This is a genomic window from Nocardia sp. NPDC102475, assembly GCF_055584605.1.
In genome coordinates this window covers 507,869-528,482 of record NZ_JBVJLS010000001.1, presented here as the reverse complement: position 1 = coordinate 528,482, position 20,614 = coordinate 507,869, and the positions used below count along the sequence as shown (strand labels likewise).

At 66.3% G+C, this 20,614-nt stretch carries 24 protein-coding genes; 10 read left to right on the top strand and 14 right to left on the bottom strand.

Going from position 1 to position 20,614, the window contains the following annotated elements:
• Both ACZ60G_RS02480 and ACZ60G_RS02475 read right to left on the bottom strand, forming a co-directional pair.
• Positions 1-444 carry a hypothetical protein gene (locus ACZ60G_RS02480; RefSeq protein ID WP_465806553.1) on the bottom strand — a complete coding sequence of 148 codons (444 nt, stop codon included), beginning with the start codon at positions 442-444 and terminating at the stop codon, positions 1-3.
• Positions 445-453: 9 nt separating this feature from the next.
• Positions 454-1,116 (bottom strand): DJ-1/PfpI family protein, encoded by a 663-nt coding sequence (locus tag ACZ60G_RS02475; protein WP_465806552.1) that lies wholly within the window; start codon positions 1,114-1,116, stop codon positions 454-456.
• A gap of 178 nt (positions 1,117-1,294) precedes the next feature.
• Here ACZ60G_RS02475 and ACZ60G_RS02470 point away from each other — a divergent pair, with 178 nt between their 5' ends.
• Both ACZ60G_RS02470 and ACZ60G_RS02465 read left to right on the top strand, forming a co-directional pair.
• Entirely contained in the window at positions 1,295-2,239 is a 945-nt protein-coding gene (locus ACZ60G_RS02470; protein WP_465806759.1) for a GlxA family transcriptional regulator, read from the top strand.
• A gap of 133 nt (positions 2,240-2,372) precedes the next feature.
• On the top strand, positions 2,373-2,705 hold the full coding sequence (locus ACZ60G_RS02465; RefSeq protein ID WP_465806551.1) for a hypothetical protein: 333 nt from the start codon (positions 2,373-2,375) through the stop codon (positions 2,703-2,705).
• Between the two features lie 99 nt (positions 2,706-2,804).
• Here the strand turns inward: ACZ60G_RS02465 and ACZ60G_RS02460 are convergent, their stop codons facing one another.
• The 4 genes from ACZ60G_RS02460 to ACZ60G_RS02445 all read right to left on the bottom strand — a co-directional run bounded on the left by ACZ60G_RS02460 (position 2,805) and on the right by ACZ60G_RS02445 (position 5,349).
• Positions 2,805-3,347: a hypothetical protein gene (locus ACZ60G_RS02460; protein WP_465806550.1), complete on the bottom strand. Its 543-nt coding sequence runs from the start codon at positions 3,345-3,347 to the stop codon at positions 2,805-2,807.
• 218 nt (positions 3,348-3,565) lie between these two features.
• The gene (locus ACZ60G_RS02455) at positions 3,566-4,048 is read right to left on the bottom strand and encodes a DUF305 domain-containing protein (protein WP_465806549.1); all 483 of its coding nucleotides are present in this window, start codon (positions 4,046-4,048) and stop codon (positions 3,566-3,568) included.
• Between the two features lie 253 nt (positions 4,049-4,301).
• Entirely contained in the window at positions 4,302-4,706 is a 405-nt protein-coding gene (locus ACZ60G_RS02450; protein ID WP_465806548.1) for a DUF6153 family protein, read from the bottom strand.
• A 64-nt stretch (positions 4,707-4,770) separates the two neighbouring features.
• Complete coding sequence (locus tag ACZ60G_RS02445) at positions 4,771-5,349, bottom strand: AMIN-like domain-containing (lipo)protein (protein WP_465806547.1); 579 nt, start codon at positions 5,347-5,349, stop codon at positions 4,771-4,773.
• Positions 5,350-5,477: 128 nt separating this feature from the next.
• On the opposite strand from ACZ60G_RS02445, the gene ACZ60G_RS02440 reads away from it, so the two are divergent.
• Together ACZ60G_RS02440 and ACZ60G_RS02435 are read left to right on the top strand one after the other, a co-directional pair.
• Positions 5,478-6,626, top strand: a complete 1,149-nt coding sequence (locus ACZ60G_RS02440; RefSeq protein WP_465806546.1) for a class I SAM-dependent methyltransferase — start codon at positions 5,478-5,480, stop codon at positions 6,624-6,626.
• Positions 6,627-6,779: 153 nt separating this feature from the next.
• A complete protein-coding gene (locus ACZ60G_RS02435; RefSeq protein ID WP_063036562.1) occupies positions 6,780-7,625 on the top strand; it encodes a Bax inhibitor-1/YccA family protein in 846 nt (281 codons plus the stop codon).
• A 77-nt stretch (positions 7,626-7,702) separates the two neighbouring features.
• Here the strand turns inward: ACZ60G_RS02435 and ACZ60G_RS02430 are convergent, their stop codons facing one another.
• From ACZ60G_RS02430 to ACZ60G_RS02415, 4 genes are all read right to left on the bottom strand, one after another.
• Positions 7,703-8,050, bottom strand: a complete 348-nt coding sequence (locus tag ACZ60G_RS02430; protein WP_465806545.1) for a DoxX family protein — start codon at positions 8,048-8,050, stop codon at positions 7,703-7,705.
• 176 nt (positions 8,051-8,226) lie between these two features.
• Positions 8,227-9,447, bottom strand: a complete 1,221-nt coding sequence (locus ACZ60G_RS02425; protein ID WP_465806544.1) for an acetyl-CoA C-acetyltransferase — start codon at positions 9,445-9,447, stop codon at positions 8,227-8,229.
• Positions 9,448-9,516: 69 nt separating this feature from the next.
• Positions 9,517-10,371 (bottom strand): SGNH/GDSL hydrolase family protein, encoded by an 855-nt coding sequence (locus ACZ60G_RS02420; protein WP_465806543.1) that lies wholly within the window; start codon positions 10,369-10,371, stop codon positions 9,517-9,519.
• Between the two features lie 225 nt (positions 10,372-10,596).
• Complete coding sequence (locus ACZ60G_RS02415) at positions 10,597-11,070, bottom strand: hypothetical protein (protein ID WP_465806542.1); 474 nt, start codon at positions 11,068-11,070, stop codon at positions 10,597-10,599.
• Between the two features lie 94 nt (positions 11,071-11,164).
• On the opposite strand from ACZ60G_RS02415, the gene ACZ60G_RS02410 reads away from it, so the two are divergent.
• Entirely contained in the window at positions 11,165-12,547 is a 1,383-nt protein-coding gene (locus ACZ60G_RS02410) for a cystathionine beta-synthase (RefSeq protein ID WP_465806541.1), read from the top strand.
• Positions 12,548-12,562: 15 nt separating this feature from the next.
• Here ACZ60G_RS02410 and ACZ60G_RS02405 read toward each other — a convergent pair whose 3' ends face one another.
• A complete protein-coding gene (locus ACZ60G_RS02405; protein ID WP_465806540.1) occupies positions 12,563-13,036 on the bottom strand; it encodes a DUF4254 domain-containing protein in 474 nt (157 codons plus the stop codon).
• Between the two features lie 354 nt (positions 13,037-13,390).
• On the opposite strand from ACZ60G_RS02405, the gene ACZ60G_RS02400 reads away from it, so the two are divergent.
• The gene (locus ACZ60G_RS02400) at positions 13,391-14,053 is read left to right on the top strand and encodes a membrane protein (RefSeq protein WP_465806539.1); all 663 of its coding nucleotides are present in this window, start codon (positions 13,391-13,393) and stop codon (positions 14,051-14,053) included.
• 12 nt (positions 14,054-14,065) lie between these two features.
• Here the strand turns inward: ACZ60G_RS02400 and ACZ60G_RS02395 are convergent, their stop codons facing one another.
• Complete coding sequence (locus ACZ60G_RS02395; RefSeq protein WP_433524951.1) at positions 14,066-15,241, bottom strand: acyl-CoA dehydrogenase family protein; 1,176 nt, start codon at positions 15,239-15,241, stop codon at positions 14,066-14,068.
• Positions 15,242-15,341: 100 nt separating this feature from the next.
• Between ACZ60G_RS02395 and ACZ60G_RS02390 the strand changes: the two genes are divergently transcribed.
• The gene (locus ACZ60G_RS02390) at positions 15,342-16,517 is read left to right on the top strand and encodes a cystathionine gamma-synthase (protein ID WP_465806538.1); all 1,176 of its coding nucleotides are present in this window, start codon (positions 15,342-15,344) and stop codon (positions 16,515-16,517) included.
• A 71-nt stretch (positions 16,518-16,588) separates the two neighbouring features.
• On the opposite strand, the gene greA is transcribed toward ACZ60G_RS02390, so the two are convergent.
• Positions 16,589-17,083, bottom strand: a complete 495-nt coding sequence (gene greA / locus ACZ60G_RS02385; protein WP_040695247.1) for a transcription elongation factor GreA — start codon at positions 17,081-17,083, stop codon at positions 16,589-16,591.
• Positions 17,084-17,380: 297 nt separating this feature from the next.
• Entirely contained in the window at positions 17,381-17,821 is a 441-nt protein-coding gene (locus ACZ60G_RS02380; RefSeq protein ID WP_465806535.1) for a DUF4307 domain-containing protein, read from the bottom strand.
• A gap of 142 nt (positions 17,822-17,963) precedes the next feature.
• Here ACZ60G_RS02380 and mca point away from each other — a divergent pair, with 142 nt between their 5' ends.
• The 3 genes from mca (at position 17,964) to ACZ60G_RS02365 (ending at position 20,545) form a co-directional block, all read left to right on the top strand.
• Positions 17,964-18,830: a mycothiol conjugate amidase Mca gene (gene mca, locus ACZ60G_RS02375; RefSeq protein WP_465806758.1), complete on the top strand. Its 867-nt coding sequence runs from the start codon at positions 17,964-17,966 to the stop codon at positions 18,828-18,830.
• On the top strand, positions 18,830-19,099 hold the full coding sequence (locus ACZ60G_RS02370) for a hypothetical protein (RefSeq protein WP_465806756.1): 270 nt from the start codon (positions 18,830-18,832) through the stop codon (positions 19,097-19,099). The genes mca and ACZ60G_RS02370 overlap by 1 nt, the downstream gene beginning before the upstream one ends.
• 135 nt (positions 19,100-19,234) lie before the next feature.
• The gene (locus ACZ60G_RS02365; RefSeq protein WP_465806534.1) at positions 19,235-20,545 is read left to right on the top strand and encodes an FAD-binding oxidoreductase; all 1,311 of its coding nucleotides are present in this window, start codon (positions 19,235-19,237) and stop codon (positions 20,543-20,545) included.
• The last annotated feature ends 69 nt before the right edge of the window (positions 20,546-20,614 follow it).

Below are 20,614 nucleotides of genomic sequence, written 5' to 3'. Positions count from 1 at the left end.
TCACGCCCCGGTCGTCGAGCCGGGGCGGACGATCATCAGGATGGTGACCACGGCCCACAGGAGGTTGAAGATGCCGGTGAGCATGGCCAATTGGGCGGTGGCGGGGATGGTCTGCGGCAAGGCGGCGAGGATACGGGATTGATCGGGCAGGATCGCCAGCGCGAGGATTCCGGCGGCCACACCGGTCAGGGCAATGGATACGGTGAGCCAGATATCGCTGAGGACACCAAGGCCGGCGGCGGTGGCCAGCCCGAAGACCGGAACGGCGAGGCCGATGGTGGCGTAGACGCGGCAGATGCGGTGCAGGTTGCGTGCGATGGCCAAGCGATGTGGGTCGGTCTGGACCTGACGGACGGTGGCGGGGAACATGCTGGCCGCCACCGTTACCGGGCCGATGGCGATAATGGCCGCCAGAACATGCAGGGAGAGTAGAAGTTTCGTCACGGGCGGGGCTCAGATGGCGATGGCAGGGGTGTGGCCCGAGTTGCGCCAGACCGTGCCGCGGCGCTCGTGGGCGATGAGTTTCTCCACCGCATTCGCGATGCGCGGACCCAGTTCGCGTTCCACCAAATACAGGCCGAGGTCGAGGCCGGAGGTGACGCTGGCGCCGGAGATCAGGTCGCCGTCGTCGACTACGCGGGCATCGATGGCATTGACGCCGGTTGCGGTGAGGGTGTCCATTGCGAGGCGATGTGTTGTCGCGGAACGCCCTTTGATCAGGCCCGCCATTGCGAGGAGCAGGGAGCCGCCGCATACCGTGGCCACGGTCGTATCCGTACGCTCGACTGCGTCTCGCAGGAGGGCGGGCAGATCGGTACCCAGGCTGCGGGCGAGGATCATCGGAATGGTGTCCGGCCGTTGATCATTCGGCCCATCGGGCAGCTTGCCGGCCGCGCCGGGAACCACGACGAGATCCGCGCGATCCGGATCCAGTCGGGCGGTGGCTTCGAGTGAGATCGCGGGGATGCCACTCGGCACCTGGCGTGCGCCCTCGGCGGAGACCAATTCGATCCTCGATTCGCCGTCGGTGAGCAGACGTCCGGAATCGAGCACCTCGAACGGCGCGATGACATCAAGCGGATCGAATCCGTCGAATAATACGAACTGCGCGAGCACCGTGTCAGCTCCTTCATCTTGTCGGTGCTGCCGACGGTAATGATCGCCGAGCGGTGCGGGAACTGGCGGAATTGCCATATGCCAACGGATTCTCGCCAGCCCTTCTGATCTGCAAGGATCGGAAATGCCACAGGTCACACCCATTGGCTGGAACCTCGCGATCACCTACGGTATCGGCATGCACACCGTGGCCGTCCTCGCGCTGGACCAGGTCCTGCCCTTCGACCTGTCCACGCCGATCGAATCCTTCACCCGCAGCCGCCTACCCGACGGCCGCCCCGCCTACCGGGTTCGCGTCTGCGCGGCCACGCCGACGGTCGAGACCGAGCTGTTCACAATCAAGGCGCGTTGGGGGCTGGAGGCACTGGCCGAGGCCGACACGATCGTGCTTCCCGGCTGCGCGGACCCCACCGTTGCGGTCCCGGACGATGTCATCGAGGCACTGCGCGCGGCGGCGGCCAACGGCACCCGCATCGCCTCGATCTGCGTCGGCGCATTCATCCTCGCCGCCACCGGTCTGCTCGACGGGCTGCGCGCCACCACGCACTGGATCGCCGCCCCGACTCTCGCCGCCCGCTATCCCGCCATCGATGTCGACCCGGATGTGCTCTACGTCGACAACGGACAATTCCTCACCTCCGCCGGTGCCGCCGCCGGAATCGACCTGTGCCTGCACATGATTCGCCGCGATCACGGTTCCGCGGTGGCGGCCGACGCCGCCCGCCTCGCGGTCATGCCATTGGAACGCGAAGGGGGACAGGCGCAATTCATCGTGCACGACCAGCCGCCGACGCCGCAGGGTGCGTCGATGGAACCGCTGCTGCGCTGGCTGGAGGAGCACGCCGCGAACACGCTCACCCTGGAAGATGTTGCGGCCCAAGCCGGTATGAGTCCACGCACCCTCAACCGCCGCTTCCGCGAACAGACCGGCACCACCCCGCTGCAGTGGCTGCACCGCGCCCGCATCCGCCAGGCCCAATATCTGCTCGAAGCCACCGACCATCCGGTCGACCGCATCGCCACCCAGGTCGGGTTCGGTTCGCCCACCGCCTTCCGTGACCGCTTCAAACGGGTGGTCGGCACCAGCCCGCACACCTACCGAACCGCCTTCCAGAGTCGCTGAGTTCATGAGGTTGCCATCCGTCTGCTCGCACCGTCGGCTAGCCCCCCTGCCTGTTTCGGATCGTCACATCGGGGGCACCTTATAGGCATCAGGCATAAGCATCCAGCCTGACAGCGAAATGTGAGGTACCACCATGACAGCGGAAGGGCCGTGGGAGATTCCCCCGCTCGACGACGCTCCGGATATCGCCCGCGCGACCGAGCCGCAGCCGGGAATTACCTTGGCGGACGCCAGAAATTGGCCCGGGTTCGTCCTGCTGATCATCGGCGGACTCGTCGCCATCGTCGCCGCGGTGATCGGGGCGGTCGGCTTTCCGGGCACCGCGTTCATCTTCGCGCTCGTCGCGCTCGTCGCCTCGCTGACCGGTATCGCCCTCGTGCTCTTCGAGCGGCGCGGCCGCCGTCCACAGCCACGCACCCCGGAGCAGCCCGCCCCCTGGCAACCGACCGTCCCACCTGGCGCTTGAGTCATCCCCGACGTAGTTCCTCGGCAACCATTGCGCGCCGCCCCCTTCCCGATCCCGGTCGTCTCGGGCGTTGCCGACGGGGACGCGAAATAGACTGCGTCAGTAGGCTTTACAGGCGTCCTCGGCGACGTTCTTAGTGGCGTTGAACTTATCGATCGCGGCATTGAGGGTATCGGTCGGCGCGCGCCGGTCGAGAGTGTCAGCCAGGGCGTTGGTGTCGTCGCGGTAGCTGCGCAGCGGGCCCGCGACGGCCAACGGCACGTCGGAGGTCACCTTCGAGTCGATGGTCCGGGCGTTGTTGCGCAGCGCGGTGACGGCGTCATTGGCCTTGGCGTTGGTCTCCGGATCGTTGACGCCCTTATTGTTGCTCGCGTCGATGTAGTCGTTGAAGCTGTGGATCGAGCTGGTGTTCGCGCTGGTGAAGGTGTCGCAGGCGGTGCCTGCCGCACGTTCGGCCGCCGCCGCGCGGGATGAGGATGCGGCCACCGACGACGCCGTGACCTCGGAGGCGTATGCGGCCAGTTCGGTTTGGTTGACCTGCGCGCTGCCGTTGATCTGCTTCGAGCACGCGCCGATGGTCAGGACACCCACCGCGGTCGCTGCCGCCGCGGCGACGAGGCCCGTCCGCTCTAGTCGTCGCATGTCGGTTCCCCTCTTCCCCTCCGAACATCCGGCCGCTGGAGGCGCGTAGGAAGCCGGACGTAAAGACCGTACTTGTTCGCGACCGTCGACGTCAGCCGACCGCACCGATATCGATGACCAACCGATATCGAACGGCCGAAAAAGCACTGGTCAGAACCGCGTGGTCGGTGCGGAGCGCACCGGAACGCGATGGTCCCGGTGTGCTCCGCGACGCGGTGTCAGCGCTGGCCGAGCAAGCCGCGCATGGTGCCGATTTCGGCCTGCTGGGCGGCGACGATGGCGGTGGCGAGAGCCTTCGCGTCGGGATTGACGCCGCCGGCGTGCTCGGTGTTCGACATCGCGATCGCTCCCGTGTGGTGCTCGATCATCAGCTCCAGCCACTGCCGGTCGAAGTCGGCGCCGGAAGCCGCTGCCAGCGCGTTCATCTGCTCGTTCGACATCATGCCCGGCATGGTGGTCGTGCCGGGCATGTTCATGCTGGTCGTCATCTCCATGTTGTGCCCGCCATTGCCGGAGTTGGTGGGCGCGGGCTTACCGAAGCTATCCAGCAACTTGGTGATCTGTTCCATTTCCGGTGACTGCGCCTTCTCGATATCCGCGGCGAGGGCGCGCACCTGCTCGTTCCGGGTGCGGCTCGGCACCAGCCGCGCCATCTCGACCGCCTGCGCGTGGTGCGGGTACATCATCTGCAGGAAGGTCACGTCCGCGTCGTTGAAATCGCTTCGGGCAGCGGGCTTTCCGGAGCTCGCCGACGCGGAGCCGTGATCCATACCGGGCATGGAGTCGTCATTGCTACAACCTCCGGCGAGAAGCGCAGCGGCGGTGGTCGTTGCGGCAATGGCGGCGGTGATTCGGCTACGGGTGATGAACATGTCTGTGCTCCTGAGGAATTGCGAATGAACGGTTGTCGGGCAGGCGGCAGCCGCGTCCGTGGTGACGGGCGCGGCGGGTCTGTCAGATCCGCAGAATCGACAATTCGGCCAGGGACAGCACGGTCCACGGTGGTGCGCGTTCGCGTATCGGCAGCCACTGGCGCGGTTTCGACATACCGCCACCCGGTCGATCGAGGGTGATCCAGTAAAGCAGGACGAGCATCAGGGCGACCGCGACGGCGGTCAGGATGAAGACGCAGGCGTGCATGCCGCCGTGTGCGTGGCCGCAACCGTCATCGGTGCAGTCCGGTCCGACGGCCGCGTTGTGGTCGACGGGCAGTGCCATGGTCGCCATCGCGTGGTGGTCATCGGCGGGCGCGACCGCGAAAACTCCGGCGTGCATGGCGACAATGCCTGCGAGCAGCACCAATGCGCCGAGCACCCGGACGAGTCCGGTGGTGCGCGAAGGCGGTTGCGGTTCGACCACAGCGTCATTCTAGAGAGCGCCCGGGCGTCGCCTGCTGATACCCCCTGGTCGTATCGGGCACCGGCTAGGTATTCGCGATATCGATGACCAGCCGAGCGGGATTGGTCAGGGTGCTGACCTCGAAGGCCGGGCGATCGGCATTCACCCCGATGAACGATTGGGTCGTGCCCTCGAAGACCCCGCTCCGGTATACCCCCGCGACTACCGGCGCACTGGGATCGGTGGCCGGATCGGGACCCGAATACGGCGTCACGCCATTGTCGAACGGATATGCCGACCCGGTGATCTGGACCTCCAGAATCGAGCGGCCCGCGACATCGACGACCTTGCCGCTGGCGTCCTGGATGGCCTGCTCGGTGTACTGCACGATCCAGCCGGGCGTGCCAGCACCGCCGAGTTCGTAGACCACGCGATCGAAGCCCGCGTGGTGCCCGATCCGGATGCCGGACACGGTCAGACCCGCGTCGGTGGACGGGGTCCCGCGCTTGGGCCCCGCATCGCGCGGTGCGGTGTCGGGCGCATCGGTGAATGTGCCGGTCGTGGTCGGCGCGGTGGTCGTGGTGTTCGAGCTGGACCCGCCGTCGCCGCAGCCGACGAGCACCGCCGCCGCGGCGGCGACCAACAGCACCATCCTGTTACGCATGTGGCTGATGGTATTGGCCGCGGTTCACGCCGTCGGGGATTTGCGATGACCCGGTGTTTGGCACCGGAGTGTCGCCGACATGCCGGGGTGGACGCGATCCATCGGCAACGATCTAGCACACTTGAGGTGTGGGAGATGTCGAGGACGTACTTGGCCGGCTGCGGCGGTACCCGGATGTGGAGGCGCTGAACCTCTACGCCGTCGATGCCGCCGACCGGCTGATTCTCGACGTCGCCGCCGAGGCCATCGATACCGCTGGCAGCGGCCGGATCGCTGTGATCGGCGACGCCTACGGCGCGCTCACCCTCGGCGCGATCGCCGGACACGATCTGCGCGATATCCGTGTCCATCAGGACCTGCTCACCGGCGAACTCGCGTTGGCCAACAATGCCCGCGCGCTCGGTCTCGCGGATCGCTATACCGCACACGCGCTTTCCAAAGAATTGCTCGCCGACGCCGAGGTCGTGCTGCTGCGACTACCGCGCATGCTCGCCGGACTGACCGAGGTCGCCGACGCCATCGCCCGCTACGCGGATCCCGAGGTGACCGTAATCGCGGGCGGGCGCGACAAATATCTGACCAAATCCATGAACGACGTACTGGCCGAATCGTTCTCGCAGGTGCGCGCGAGCCGGGGCCGGCAGAAGTCTCGCACGCTATTGGTGAGCGGGCCGAAACCGGTTGCCGCGCCGCCATTTCCGGTGCGCGAGCGGATCGAGGATATCGATATCGACGTGGTCGCGCACGGCGCGGCGTTCTCCGGCGCCAAATTGGATATCGGAACCCGATTCCTGTTACAGCACTTCAAATGGATGAAGCCCGATGCCCGCGATGCCATCGATCTCGGTTGCGGCACCGGCATTCTGGCCGTCGCGCTGGCCAAGGCGCGGCCCGGCATCCGGGTGGTCGGCACCGATCAGTCGGCCGCCGCGGTGGCGTCGGCGCGGGCGACCGCGGCGGTCAACGAGGTCGCCGATCGGGTGACCGTGGTGCGCGACGACGCCATGTCCTGCGCCGCCGACAACAGCGCCGATCTGGTGCTCTGCAATCCGCCGTTCCATGTCGGCGCCGCCGTGCACACCGGATCGGCGATCAAGATGTTCGCCGAAACCGGTCGGGTGCTGCGTCCCGGCGGTGAGCTGTGGACGGTTTACAACTCACATCTGAACTATCGCGGCGTGGTCCAGCGGATGGTCGGCCAGACCGAGGTGATCGGCCGCAATCGGAAATTCACGGTGACGCGATCCGTGCGTGGACTGCGCGACGTTCAGCGGTAGTAGAGTCCGAATTGTCCGTACCGAAGGGTCGCTCGGGAACTCGGCCGGTTCGATACACGTTGGACAACCTAGTTGGATATCGAGCGTCGCATGAGACGGCTCGGGACTGACGGCCACGGCGACGTGAGCCACGACTCCAGAAAGGCATCGACGTTGCGTACCACTAGCAATCCGGTTTTCAGACAGCTGCCTCGGCAAGAGGGCAGTGGCTATGCCAACTTCGGATCAGGGGTGGCGGGCGCGGGCCAGATGACCCAGCAGGCCGGTCAGTACCCGCAGTACCCCCAGTATCAGCAGGCCCCGGCCACCCGGGCCATGACCATCGACGATGTGGTCACCAAGACCGCCATCACACTCGGTGTGCTCGCGCTCTCGGCAATCATCTCGTACGGCCTGACCAACGCGAACACCTCGCTGGCGCCGCTGTTCGTCATCGGCGGTGGTCTGATCGGCTTCGTGCTGGTGCTGGTCGCGACCTTCGCCAGAAAGATGGACAACCCGGTCGTCGTGCTCTCGTACGCGGTCTTCGAGGGTCTGTTCATCGGCGCGCTGTCGTTCATGTTCACCAATATCGAATTCGGCGGCGTCGGCGGCAGTGCCATGATCGCGCAGGCGGTGCTCGGCACCTTCGGCGTGTTCGCGGGCATGCTCGTGGTCTACAAGACCGGCGCGATCCGCGTGACCCCGCGTTTCACCCGAATGATCTTCGGCGCGATGATCGGCATCTTGGTCCTCATCGTAGGCAACCTGATCGCCAGCTTCTTCATCGACGGCGGCCTCGGCCTGCGTGACGGCGGCCCCCTCGCCATCGTCTTCAGTCTGGTCGTGATCGCGGTCGCGGCCTTCAGCTTCCTGCTCGACTTCGACGCCGCCGACCAGCTCATCCGCGCTCAGGCCCCGGAGAAGGCCGCCTGGGGCGTCGCCCTCGGCCTGACCGTCACCCTGGTCTGGCTCTACATCGAAATCCTGCGCCTGCTGAGCTACTTCAACAACGACTAGTGATTCGACCGAGAACGGCTCCCTTCCCGATCGGGTAGGGAGCCGTTCTTTGTGCGCCTCGAGCACCGCCATCGGGCTCAGGCGGCGATGCCGAGACCGGCGGCGACGATGACCGGGATCATGTACAGCAGCGGAAACGGTATGTGGCCGTAGGCACGAGCCCGGATATTAATGATGACGGCGCCGGCGAAGTAGAGCACGACGCCGATCGCCGCGGCGTATCCGATCACCGGGATCCAAAGGCCGACAACGAGTCCGACCGCGCCCGCGGTCTTGGCCAGGCCGAGCCGATTCCACCACGATTCGGGCACGCCGTATTCGACCAGCGGATCGACGACGAACTTCGCCCGTCGCAGCAGCGAGAAGCCCGAGAAGCCGACCCACGCGGCGGCGAGAACGGTGACGATGACGTATGCGGTGTACATGGGAAGGGGCTCCTTCGGAACAGGTTCAGCTGGTGATTCGCTGAGTAGACGAAGCCCGGGTGGGAGTGTGACATCAGCGAGCGGAGCCCGGCCGATAAAACATCGAACGGCTCCCTATCGCGCCGGATAGGGAGCCGTTCAACGGATTTCGTGTGTCGCCCCGAGGGACGCGGAAACTAGCTCAGGCGCTCGATGACCATGGCCATGCCCTGGCCGCCGCCGACGCACATGGTCTCCAGGCCGAACTGCTTGTCGTGGGTCTGGAGGTTGTTGATGAGGGTGGCGGTGATGCGGGCGCCGGTCATGCCGAACGGGTGGCCGAGGGCGATGGCGCCGCCGGACACATTCAGCTTGTCGAGATCCATGTTCAGCTCGCGGGCGGAACCGAGGACCTGGACCGCGAATGCCTCGTTGATCTCGTACAGGTCGAGGTCGTCGATGGTCATCTTGGCGGTCTTCAGGGTCTTGCGGACCGCCTCGATCGGGCCGAGGCCCATGATCTCGGGGGACAGGCCGGAGACGCCGGTGGCGACGATGCGCGCCAGCGGGGTCAGGCCCAGTTCCTTGGCCTTGGTGTCGCTCATGACGACCAGCGCGGCAGCACCGTCGTTGAGCGGACAGGCGTTACCGGCGGTAATGGTGCCGTCCGGGCGGAACACCGGCTTGAGCTGCGAGATCTTCTCGTAGGTGGTGCCGGCGCGCGGGCCGTCGTCGGTGGTGACGATGGTGCCGTCGGGCAGGGTCACCGGGGTGATCTCCCGTTCGAAGAAGCCGGCCTTGATGGCCTCCTCGGCGCGGTTCTGCGAGCGCACGCCCCAATGGTCCTGGTCTTCACGGGTGATGCCGGTGTACTGGGCGACGTTCTCGGCGGTCTGGCCCATGGCGATGTAGACGTCGGGCAGGATGCCCGCCGCACGCGGATCGGTCCACAGGTCGGCGCCGCCTTCGGCGCGCTTGGTGGTGCGGGCCTCGGCCTCGGCGAACTCCGGGTTGTGGGTGTCCGGCCAGCCGTCGGCGGTGCCCTTCGGGAACCGCGACACGGTCTCGACACCGGCGGAGATGAACACGTCGCCCTCACCGGCCTTGATGGCGTGGAAGGCCATCCGGGTGGTCTGCAGCGAGGAGGAGCAGTAGCGGTTCAAGGTGACGCCGGGCAGGGTGTCGTAGCCGAGTTGTACGGCCACGTTGCGGGCCATGTTGAAACCGCCCTCACCGGCGGGCTGGCCGCAGCCCAAAATCAGATCGTCGATCTGGGTGGGGTCGAGGCCGGGAACCTTGTCCAGGGCCGCGCGGACCATCTGGGCCGCGAGGTCATCCGGCCGCATGCTCACCAGCGAGCCCTTACCGGCGCGGCCGATCGGCGAGCGAGCGTAGGAAACGATAACGGCCTCGGGCATGAGGACTCCTTTGTTGGACGGTCATGGTGCGTCCGGACGGTGTCCGAAACGCGGTCTTCGAACCGTTTGTTACTTGTGCGTTCGAATCGAATCTACGTCGCGTCCTGTTGGGCGGGAACCCGGGGTCGCCTCCTCGAGTGCCTCGATCAGGACCGGGAGCAGCAGCGCGGCCGCCAGTCCGTAACCCGCCGCCGAGGGGTGGAATCCGTCCTCGGAGAACAGCTGCTCGGGTGCGGCACGGAACTCCGAGGCGAGCCGGTCACCCATTGCCACCGGGATGCCACCGGCCATCGCGGTCGCGACCGATTGGGCCCGGGCCAAGCGAATGCTCCAGTTACGCACCACCGTCCGCAGCGGCTGCGGAATTGCCACGACGGTGCCGAGATTCGGACAGGTGCCGACCACCACGATGCTGTCGGCACGACGCAGGCGGGCCACCGCGGCGGCGAGCCGGTGCGCTGAGGCGCGGATGGAGTGCTTCTTGGTGACATCGTTGGCGCCGATGAGGATGACCGCGGCATCCGGCGGCGGTCCGGCGACGAACATCGCGTCGACCTGTCCGGCCAGCCCCTTCGAGGTCGCACCGGATATGGCCTTGGTACTCAACCGGATTCGCTGCCCGGTGGTATCGGCGAGGCCGCGGGCGATGCGCACGCCGAGCACTTCCTCGGGTGATACGCAGCCGACCCCGGCCGCGGTCGAATCGCCGAAGATCATCAGGTGCACGTCGGCATGCAGCCCGGTGCGCCACGGTTGCGGCGCGAGGCAGCCCGCGGTGTAGATACCGTCGGCCTCGGGCGGTTTCGACGTATCACGCCCGATGACCCCGCGTGCGACCCCGGCCTGTGCTATGAGCAGCCGATAGGTCGCCCACCATGCGGTCCCGGCGCCGGAACCGGCCAATACTGTTGCGGCACTCGTCACTGCCGCGGTCTTCCATGCTCCCCCGCCTCCCCGCGCCTTTTGCCGGTCGTGGGGAGTCACGGTCGTTGCGTTCCGGGCCGGCGGTTCGGTGCGCCACAGCTTCTGGGCGTACCCGATGAGTTACCCATGTACATACGAAATCAGTTGTTGCGTTCGGAGGCAACACGAGTGAGCCGCCACACTCGGGCTCTGCAGTGTAGCCAGGGAGCAGACTTGTTGCGCTGCTCAGGTCAGCGGTTCGCCGGGGACGTCGAACCACCCGTGCGCGGGGACGCTCGCGGTGTCGGTGCTGACGGTGACCTCGACGCGTCCCGGACCGGTGTCCTGGAACAGGGCGTACTGAATGCTGCCGTAGAGACCGGTGACCACGTTGTTTTCGTAGCTGCCCGTCGCGCCGGTGTTCAGATTGCGCCAGGCGACTGTGGTGCGGACCTCACACAGCGGAGCCAGCGGATAGTCACCGGGTCCGAGACCCACCGCCGGATCCGCGCGCACATTGAGAACGGCCCGGCCCGGCCACTGCGCACTGGTGTCGGCCCAGGTGCGGATGGTCGTCCAGCAGAGGCCGCCGTGCGCCAGCGTCGGCACCTGCGGGAACTGAACGGTCGCGGCCTGGGCGGGGGCGGCCCCGACGACTCCGGCGGCCACTGCCGCGCCGGCCAGAACTGTCGCGGCGCGAGCGATGTTCGGCTGCTTCATATTTGCGATCCTAGGGAAGTGATCACCGTCATGTGCGATTTGTCGGGCTGGACGCGCGCGCACGGATACCGATCCCTTCTGCAACGATAGGGGCATGCGCATCGCTGATCACGTCGTTGACCTCATCGGCAATACGCCGCTGGTTCGATTGAACTCGGTGGTGGGTCCCAACGCAGGCATTGTCGCGGCCAAGATCGAATATCTGAATCCGGGCGGTAGCTCCAAGGACCGCATCGCCGTGAAGATGATCGAGGCGGCCGAGGCCTCCGGTGCATTGCGGCCGGGCGGCACCATTGTCGAGCCGACCTCCGGCAATACCGGCGTCGGGCTCGCGCTGGTCGCGCAGCAGCGCGGCTACCAGTGCGTATTCGTCTGCCCGGACAAGGTCAGCGAGGACAAGCGCAACGTGCTGCGCGCCTATGGCGCCGAAGTCGTGGTGTGCCCGACCGCGGTGCCCCCGGACCACCCGGACAGCTACTACAGCGTCTCCGACCGGCTGGTCCGCGAGATCGACGGCGCGTGGAAGCCGGACCAGTACTCCAACCCTGGCGGCCCGGACAGCCACTACGAGACCACCGGCCCGGAGATCTGGCGCGATACCGACGGCAAGGTCACCCATTTCGTGGCCGGTGTCGGTACCGGCGGCACCATCACCGGCGCCGGTCGGTATCTGAAGGAAGTCTCCGGCGGCAAGGTGCAGATCGTCGGCGCCGATCCCGAGGGTTCGGTGTACTCCGGCGGTACCGGTCGGCCGTATCTGGTCGAGGGCGTCGGTGAGGACTTCTGGCCCTCGGCCTATGACCCGGCCGTGCCGGACGAGATCATCGCCGTCTCCGATGCCGACTCCTTCGATATGACCCGCAGGCTCGCGCGCGAGGAGGGCCTGCTGGTCGGCGGCTCCTGCGGTATGGCGGTGATCGCGGCCATCGAGGTCGCCCGGCGCGATCCGGATGCGATCGTGGTCGTACTGCTGCCCGACGGCGGCCGCGGCTACCTGTCCAAGATCTTCAACGACCAGTGGATGAGCTCCTACGGCTTCCTGCGTGATCGGATGGACGGCGCGGCGGAGCCGCTGGTCGGCGATGTGCTGCGCGGCAAGTCGGGTGCGCTGCCGGATCTGGTGCACACCCACCCGTCGGAGACCCTGCGCGATGCGATCGAAATCCTGCGCGAGTACGGGGTTTCGCAGATGCCGGTCGTCGGCGCCGAGCCGCCGGTGATGGCGGGCGAGGTCGCGGGCAGCGTGACCGAGCGTGACCTGCTGTCGGCGGTCTTCGAAGGCCGTGCGAACCTGACGGATTCGGTCGCCCAGCATATGAGCCCGTCGTTTCCGCTGATCGGCTCGGGCGAGCCCATTTCGGCCGCGACCAAGGCGCTGTCGGATACCGATGCGTTGATGGTGGTCGAGGACGGCAAGCCCGTCGGTGTGATCACTCGCCACGATCTGCTCGGATTCCTGAGCACAGGCTCTATCTGAGTGTTCGCGTTCCCGTCATGCGGTCCGGCGGGGGCGCGAGTTGACTTGGGCGGCACCGATAATGAGGTCGGTCCATTGATCGGCGAGCAGAGCGAGGCGGTACCAGGCCGCGTGCACGCGATCGTCGGTGACCTTCTCGGCGGTATGCAGTAGGTGGCTGGCGTGCACGTAGGCGGCGGCCATCCGATCCATGGTCGCGCCGATGGATTCGGCGCGGATATGTGCGGTCGAGCGCCGCTGCGGCACTCGCGTGATCACCCAGGTATCGATGGCGGAGACGAGTTCGGCTCGGCGGCAATCGATTCCGGCGGTGGCGAGCGGATCGCCGTGACGCTGCCGGTGCAGGTCGGCGAGCGCGTGTGCCAGCGGAATGAGCGGATGATCCTGCCCCGGCTCGACCGGATGTCCGCCGAAGGCGGCGACCAATTCACGTTGATCCGGCAGCGCTCGCGCGCCCTCGATGATCGGGCTGCTACTACGCACGAACATGGCTGGCCCCCAACGGGATCGAGAGCAACCGGCAGGCCGGGTAGGATGAGAGCGCGTGCATCGTGTACCTCCACGGACATTTCGATGCGATAAAGCTTGCGCCTCGTCCCTTGCCGATTCGGTGACATCAAGATGGCACAGCGATGACAGGCAGTAACAATGTTCTCTACACGGTGTAATTCGCGTTGTGAAAGAGGGCCGACCAGTCTGCAATAAACGTTGTGCCCCGATTGTCTGAATTTGGCAAATTCTTCGCAAACTAGGCAATTCTGGTGGTGAGCGCGGGGTATAACCGGCCTCGAAGCCCGCTTCGGCAAACCGCCTCGGCGTAATCGGATAGCGAAGGGAAGGGCCATGCACACCTCCAGTTCGGCTATCGATTTCCAGACAGGGTTCTCCGACGCTTGGAGCTCTATCGCGACATTCGTCCCCAAGTTGGCCGGATTCCTGGTCATCATGTTCATCGGCTGGATCATCGCGAAGATGGTCGCGGCGATCGTGGTTCGCGTGCTGGATCGGGTCGGCTTCGACCGACTGGTCGAGCATGGCGGCCTCGAGCAGATGCTCGCGCGCAGCAGCTATGACGCCTCGGATCTGCTCGCGAAACTCGCCTACTACGCGATCCTGCTGATCGCATTGCAACTCGGCTTCGGGGTGTTCGGCCCGAATCCGGTCAGCGCGATGCTCAACGGCATCATCTCCTGGCTGCCCCAGGCCGCCGTCGCGATTGTCATCGTGGTGGTCGCCGGCGCCATCGCACACGCCGTGCGCGACATGGTCACGAATATGCTCGGCGGCCTGTCCTACGGCGCGATGATCGGCCGGATCGTCAAGGGCCACGCCCAGGCCTACCATCGCGGCCGCGAAGACGCCGTCCGCGAACAAATCTGGATGGACCAGCAAGCCGCCCGCGGCCAAGGCTGGACAGAGGCCATACAAGACGACTTCTCTCACCAAGGCGGCTTCTCCCGGACCGGCGAATACATGCGCTACGACGACCCCCGCGACCTGCGTTGACTCCCGGGTTTGCTACCGAAACGCGTTCGAGTCGGTGAGCGCTTTTCCGAGCACCAACTGGTGCACCTCCGCCGTGCCCTCATATGTGAGCACCGACTCGAGATTGTTCGCGTGCCGCAGCACCGGATAGTCCAGTGTGATGCCGTTGGCGCCGAGGATGGTCCGGCACTCGCGGGCGATGGCGATGGCCTCCCGGGTGCTGTTCAACTTGCCCGCGCTGATCTGCTCGGCGAGCACCTCGCCGCGATCCTTCAACCTGCCGACCTGTAGCGCGAGCAGCTGGCCCTTGCCGTACTCGAGCGCCATATCGGCGAGCTTGGCCTGGGTCAGCTGGTAGGCGGCCAGCGGCTTGTCGAACACCTCCCTGGTCCGCGCGTACTCGATGGTCGCGGCCAGACAGTCGCGCGCCGCACCGAGCGCGCCGAAGATAATGCCGAACCGCGCCTCGCTCAGACAGGCGAGCGGGGAACTCAGTCCGCGTGACTGCGGCAGCACCGCATCGGCGGGCAGCCGCACGTCGTCGAAGTCCAGCTCCGCCGTCACCGACGCGCGCAACGACAACTTGTGATGCATCTCGCGCGCGGTGAATCCGGGCGCGTCCGTCGGGACCAGGAAGCCGCGTACCACCTGCCTGCCCTCGTCCTCGGTCTGCGCCCACACCACCGCGATATCGGCCACCGACCCGTTGGTGATCCACATTTTGGAGCCGTTGAGCACCCAGTCGGTGCCGTCGCGCTTGGCCCTGGTTCGCATGCCACCCGGATTCGAGCCGAAATCCGGCTCGGTGAGTCCGAAACAGCCGAGCGCGCGCCCGGCCGCCATATCCGGCAGCCACTGCTGCTTCTGCTCCTCGGAACCGAACTTGTGGATCGCGGTCATGGCGAGCGAACCCTGCACCGAAACCATGCTCCGCACACCCGAATCGACCGCCTCGAGCTCCTGGCAGGCCAGACCGTAGGCGGTCGCCGAAAGGCCCGCGCATCCGTAGCCCTCCAGGTGCATACCGAGCAACCCGACATTGCCGAGTTCCGGCGCAAGCTCACGGGCCGGGAACGTCCCTGCCTCGAACCATTCCGCGATCTGCGGCCGCAACCGATGATTCGCGAACGTGCGGACGGTATCGCGGATCTCGCGCTCGTCCTCGGTCAACAGGGCATCGATCGCGAACAGTTCATCAACGCTCAGCATGAGCTCAACCTACCGCCGTCGCCGCCGCGAAAGCCGGGATCGGGTCACAACAGATGATCCGGTCGATAGCCCGCCGATCGCCCGGGTTTAGGCTGACCCCATGAGCGAGCGCAGCGAGCGAACAACGAACAGAGCTGAGCTGGGATTCTCCACCAGAGCCGTGCACGCCGGATACGAACCCGAAGCGCGGACCGGTGCGGTGAACGTGCCCATATACGCGAGTTCGACGTTCGCCCAGGACGGGGTCGGCGGGTTGCGCGAAGGCTACGAATACGGCCGTACCGGCAACCCGACCAGGACCGCACTCGAGGCGAACCTCGCCGCGCTCGAATCGGGCCGCTACGGACGCGCATTCGCCTCCGGCATGGCCGCCACCGACTGTGCGTTGCGGGCGACGCTGCGCCCCGGTGACCACATCGTCATCCCCGACGACGCCTATGGCGGCACCTTCCGGCTGATCGACAAGGTCTTCAGCCAGTGGGGCATCGAGCATTCGCCCGCACATGTATTCAATGTCGACGAGATGCGCGCGGCGATCCGTCCGAACACCAAGCTGATCTGGATCGAAACCCCCACCAACCCGCTGCTGAGCATCGGTGACATTTCGGCGCTCGCCGAGGTCGCGCATGTCGCGGGCGCGAAACTGGTGGTGGACAACACCTTTGCCACGCCGTACCTGCAACAGCCGCTGCTGCTCGGCGCCGATATCGTCACGCATTCGACCACCAAGTATCTCGGTGGGCACTCCGATGTCGTGGGCGGTGCGTTGATCACCAACGATCCGGAACTCGATGCGGCATTCGCTTTCCTGCAGAACGGTGCGGGTGCGGTGCCCGGCCCGTTCGACGCCTTCCTCACCCTGCGTGGCACCAAGACCCTCGCGGTGCGGATGGATCGGCACTGCGACAACGCCGAAACCATTGCCGAATTCCTGACCAGGCATCCGGCCATTGCACAGGTCATCTACCCAGGCCTGGCCGAGCATCCGGGCCACGCCATCGCCGACAAGCAGATGAAGCGCTTCGGCGGCATGATCTCGGTGCGGCTCAACGGCGGCAAAGATGGGGCGCACGAGTTCTGCTCGCGCACCAAGATCTTCACCCTCGCCGAGTCGCTCGGCGGCGTGGAATCGCTGATCGAACACCCGGCCGCCATGACGCACGCCTCCACCGCGGGCTCGCAGCTCGAAGTGCCGGACGATCTGGTCCGGCTCTCGGTGGGCATCGAGGACGTCAGCGATCTGCTGGCCGACGTCGAACAGGCACTCGCGAACTAGATATGGAAACGAAGAGCGGCCGCATCCGTACTTTCCGGATGCGGCCGCTCTTCATGGCTTCGGGCCTGAGATCAGCTGTGGTACGGCTCGGCGCTGACCAGCGTGACCTTCATGGTCTTGCCGTTGGGCAGCGTGTACTCACGGGTATCGCCGACCTTCGCATCGATGAGCGCGCCACCGAGCGGCGAATTCGGCGAGTAGGTCTCGAGCTTGGAGTCGTTGAGACCCTCTTCGCGGGTCGCGATGAGGAAGGTCTCGGTGTCGGATTCGTCACCGTCGTAATAGACCTTGACGACCGAACCCGGCAATGCGACGCCGGACTTGGTGGGCGCGACGCCGACCTTGGCATTGTTCAGCAGCTCCTGCAGCTGCCGGATGCGCGCTTCCTGCTGACCCTGCTCTTCACGCGCGGCGTGGTAACCGCCGTTTTCCTTGAGGTCGCCCTCTTCGCGGCGCTCGTTGATCTCGGCGGCGATGACCGGACGATTGGCGATGAGCGCGTCGAGTTCACCCTTGAGCCTGTCGTGCGACTCCGGGGTCAGCCAAGTCACTTGCGTCTCAGTCATCTCGATCACTCCCTAGTAGTTGTTCCCGGCCGAGGCCGGGTTCCCTGATCCGCTGCAGTGCCCACAGGGGGCGGGCACGCACCAGCCGACGGCTAGTGCCATCCTGGGGAAGTTCATCGAACCCCGACAGGCCTCAGGTCCGGCAAACTCACTAACCCGGAACTGACAGCGCTGGCCGCCAATGCAGCAAACACGGCTCCGAGCCCCGGAACCGTGTATCACGCCATTTTAGCATGAATCACAAACATGCAGGTCGGCGTTCATTTTGCAGACCGCTCAGTGGCGTATTGCCTGGAATCAGCCCGCCCGTAGATACTTCGGCACGTCATCGCTGCAGCCGTAAATGCTGCTCGACACCGGCCGGGCGGAGGCGCGCACGGTGGTCGTCAGCTCGATGGTGCCGCTGCCGGACGGCTCGATCAGCACCTCGCGGCGGCCCAATTCGGACCCGTCCCTGGCCATCGCCCGGACGAAACACACCACCGGATGCTGCGGATCTTTGCGGGTGACCTTGAGATGGACCGAGATGGTCGAATCGTCGACGACGGTGTATCCGAGCTGCTCGGCGCCTATATCCTCCGGTCCGTACTTCTGGAAGCCGACGTAGGCGACCCCGAGACCCGCGGCGAGCACGACCGCGCCGAGTGCGAACGGAATCCAGCGGCGCGTCGGGCGTGGCGCGGTTCCGTACCGGTCGGCACGTCGGTCGATCGGCGTGTCACCGGGCGTTTCACTCATGCCGTCTCACTCCGGGGGGTACGTCGGAACAAAAGTCTGTCGAATGGAACTATAGGGACAGGCAGATCGGACCCCGGCGGCGGAGAGTACGAGGTATGACGGTGGTTGATGAGGTGAACGAGACGTGAGTGGCTTTCGGCTCATGGCGGTTCATGCGCACCCCGACGACGAATCCAGCAAGGGTGCCGCGACGACCGCACGGTATGCCGACGAGGGGCACGATGTCCTCATCGTCACGCTGACCGGCGGCGAACGCGGCAGCATTCTCAACCCTGCGATGGACACCCCCGGCGTGTTGGAGCGGATCGATGAGATCCGGCGCGAGGAGATGGAGGCCGCGGCCGCCGCACTCGGTGTGCGTCAGACCTGGCTCGGTTTCGTCGACTCCGGCCTGCCCGAGGGCGATCCGCTGCCGCCGCTACCCGAGGGCTGCTTCGCGCTGGTCCCGCTGGACGAAGCCGTCGAGGCGCTGGTCCGCGTGGTGCGCGAATTCAAGCCGCATGTGATGACCACCTATGACGAGAACGGCGGCTACCCGCATCCCGATCACATCCGCTGCCACGAGGTGTCGATGGCCGCGTTCGAGGCGGCGGGCGATCCGGATCGTTTTCCGGATGCGGGCGAGCCGTGGCAGCCGCTGAAGATCTACTACGACCACGGCTTCACGATGGCCCGCCTGGATGTCTTCGCCGCCGAATACGAGCGGATCGGTGAGCCGTTTCCGCTGCAGGAGTGGCTGGAACGGACGCGCGCCTACCGGCAGGGCCGCCCGGACGGCATGACCAGGGTGACCACCCAGATCGAGTGCGCCAAGTATTTCCCGCAGCGCGATGACGCCCTGCGCGCGCACGCCACCCAGATCGATCCCAACGGCGCGTTCTTCGCGATTCCGATGGAAATGCAGCAGCGGCTGTGGCCGACCGAGGAGTTCGAACTGGCCAAGTCCAGGGTCGACTCCACGCGGCCGGAGACCGATCTGTTCGCCGGTATCGAAGACGAGCACCAGTGATGTTGGTTCTCCTCGCGCAATCTCCCGGCACGCCCACCGGACCCGAATTCGGCAAGGCGTCGCCGCTCGGTCTGGTGATCATTCTGGTGTTGCTCGCCGGGACCGTGCTGCTGGTGCGGTCGATGAACCGGCATCTCAAGGGCCTGCCCGCGACCTTCGAGCCCGAACATCCGGAACCGGATCAGGCGGCCGACGAGGGCACCGAACCCGGTATCGCCCGGCTCGACGAGAAGGACGCCGAGTCCGACGAAGGGCCTGATAAAACCTGATTTCGCAGCGGCCGTCCGAGAAGCTCGGGCGGCCGCTGTTACATTTGCCGCTCCTATTTCGTCATTGGGGTAGTCGCGGCACGATCCACGGGCCGCAGGTGCTTTCGAGCACAGCTGCGAAGTGAGGCAATACCAATGACATTCGAGGATCTGCGCGCTGAACTATCCGGCCGGGTGCTGGTGCCCGGTGATGCGGGCTTCGAGGCGGCGGCGCAGCCGTGGACCCTGACGGTCACCCAGCCGGTCGCCGCGGTGGTGCGGGCCGACGATGCGGATGACGTCGCGGCGGTCGTGACACACGCACGTCGAGCCGGGGTACCGGTGATCGCGCAGCCGACCGGGCACGGCGCCGCGGGCGGGGTGGCGGACGCGATTCTGCTGCGTACCGGGGGACTGGACAGTGTCGAGATCGATGCCGAGCGGCGGGTGGCGAAGGTCGGCGCGGGCGTGAACTGGGGCTCGGTGCAGGCCGCGGCCGCGGTGCACGGACTCACCGGACTCGCAGGCAGCAATCCGGTGGTCGGCGTCACCGGATACACCCTCGGCGGCGGGCTCAGCTGGTTCGGACGCAAGCACGGTTGGGCCTCGGATGCGGTGCGCGCCTTCGAGATCGTCGACGCCGAGGGCGCACGAACTCGGGTGACCGCCACGAACGATCCGGAGCTGTTCTGGGCATTGCGTGGTGGCGGCGGCGATTTCGCGGTGGTGACCGCGCTCGAATTCGATCTCTTCCCGGCGCCGGGGCTCTACGGCGGGCGGGTCATGTGGCACGGTGCGCGCACGGCGGAGGTTTTCGAGGCATTCCAGGAGATCACCGCCGACGCACCCGACGAACTGTCGGTGTGGTTTCACCGGTTCCAGTTCCCGGACGCGCCGCCGATGGTCGCGCTGGATGTCGCCTACCTCGGCGATCCCGAGGTCGGGCGGTCCCTGCTGACCCGGTTGGACGCGATCGACGGGCCGCTCGCCGATAAGCGCGGCGCGCTGTCGGTGGCGAGTCTCGGCGAAATCACCACGGAGCCAACCGATCCCAGCCCGTCCCTGTCCCGCGCCGAACTGCTCACCGACCTCGGCGCCGCGGTCGTCAAAACCCTGCTCGACGAGCCGGTCGCACCGCTGGTCGATATCCAGATCCGCCATCTCGGCGGCGCATTCGCCAGGGCGGGTGCGGACGGTGGCGCGCGCGGACCGGTCACCGAGCCCTATCTGCTCTACGCATTGGGACTCGGCCTTCCGCATATCGCCGAGGCGGTCAAGGCCCGGCGGGCCGAGATCATCGATGCGATCGGCGCGCACATCAGCGGGCTCAAGCCCTACACCTTCCTCACTCCGGAGGAGACGGCCGCCGCGGCATTCGACTCGTCGACCTTGGCGCGGTTGCGGGAGATCAAGCGGGCGCGTGATCCGCAGTCGGTGATCCGCGCCAATTATCCGGTTCTCGGATAACGGATTTCGTATACGTCACTGCGGACCGTCGGCCCTATCGGCTGGCGGTCCGCACTGCTGGGCGGAACT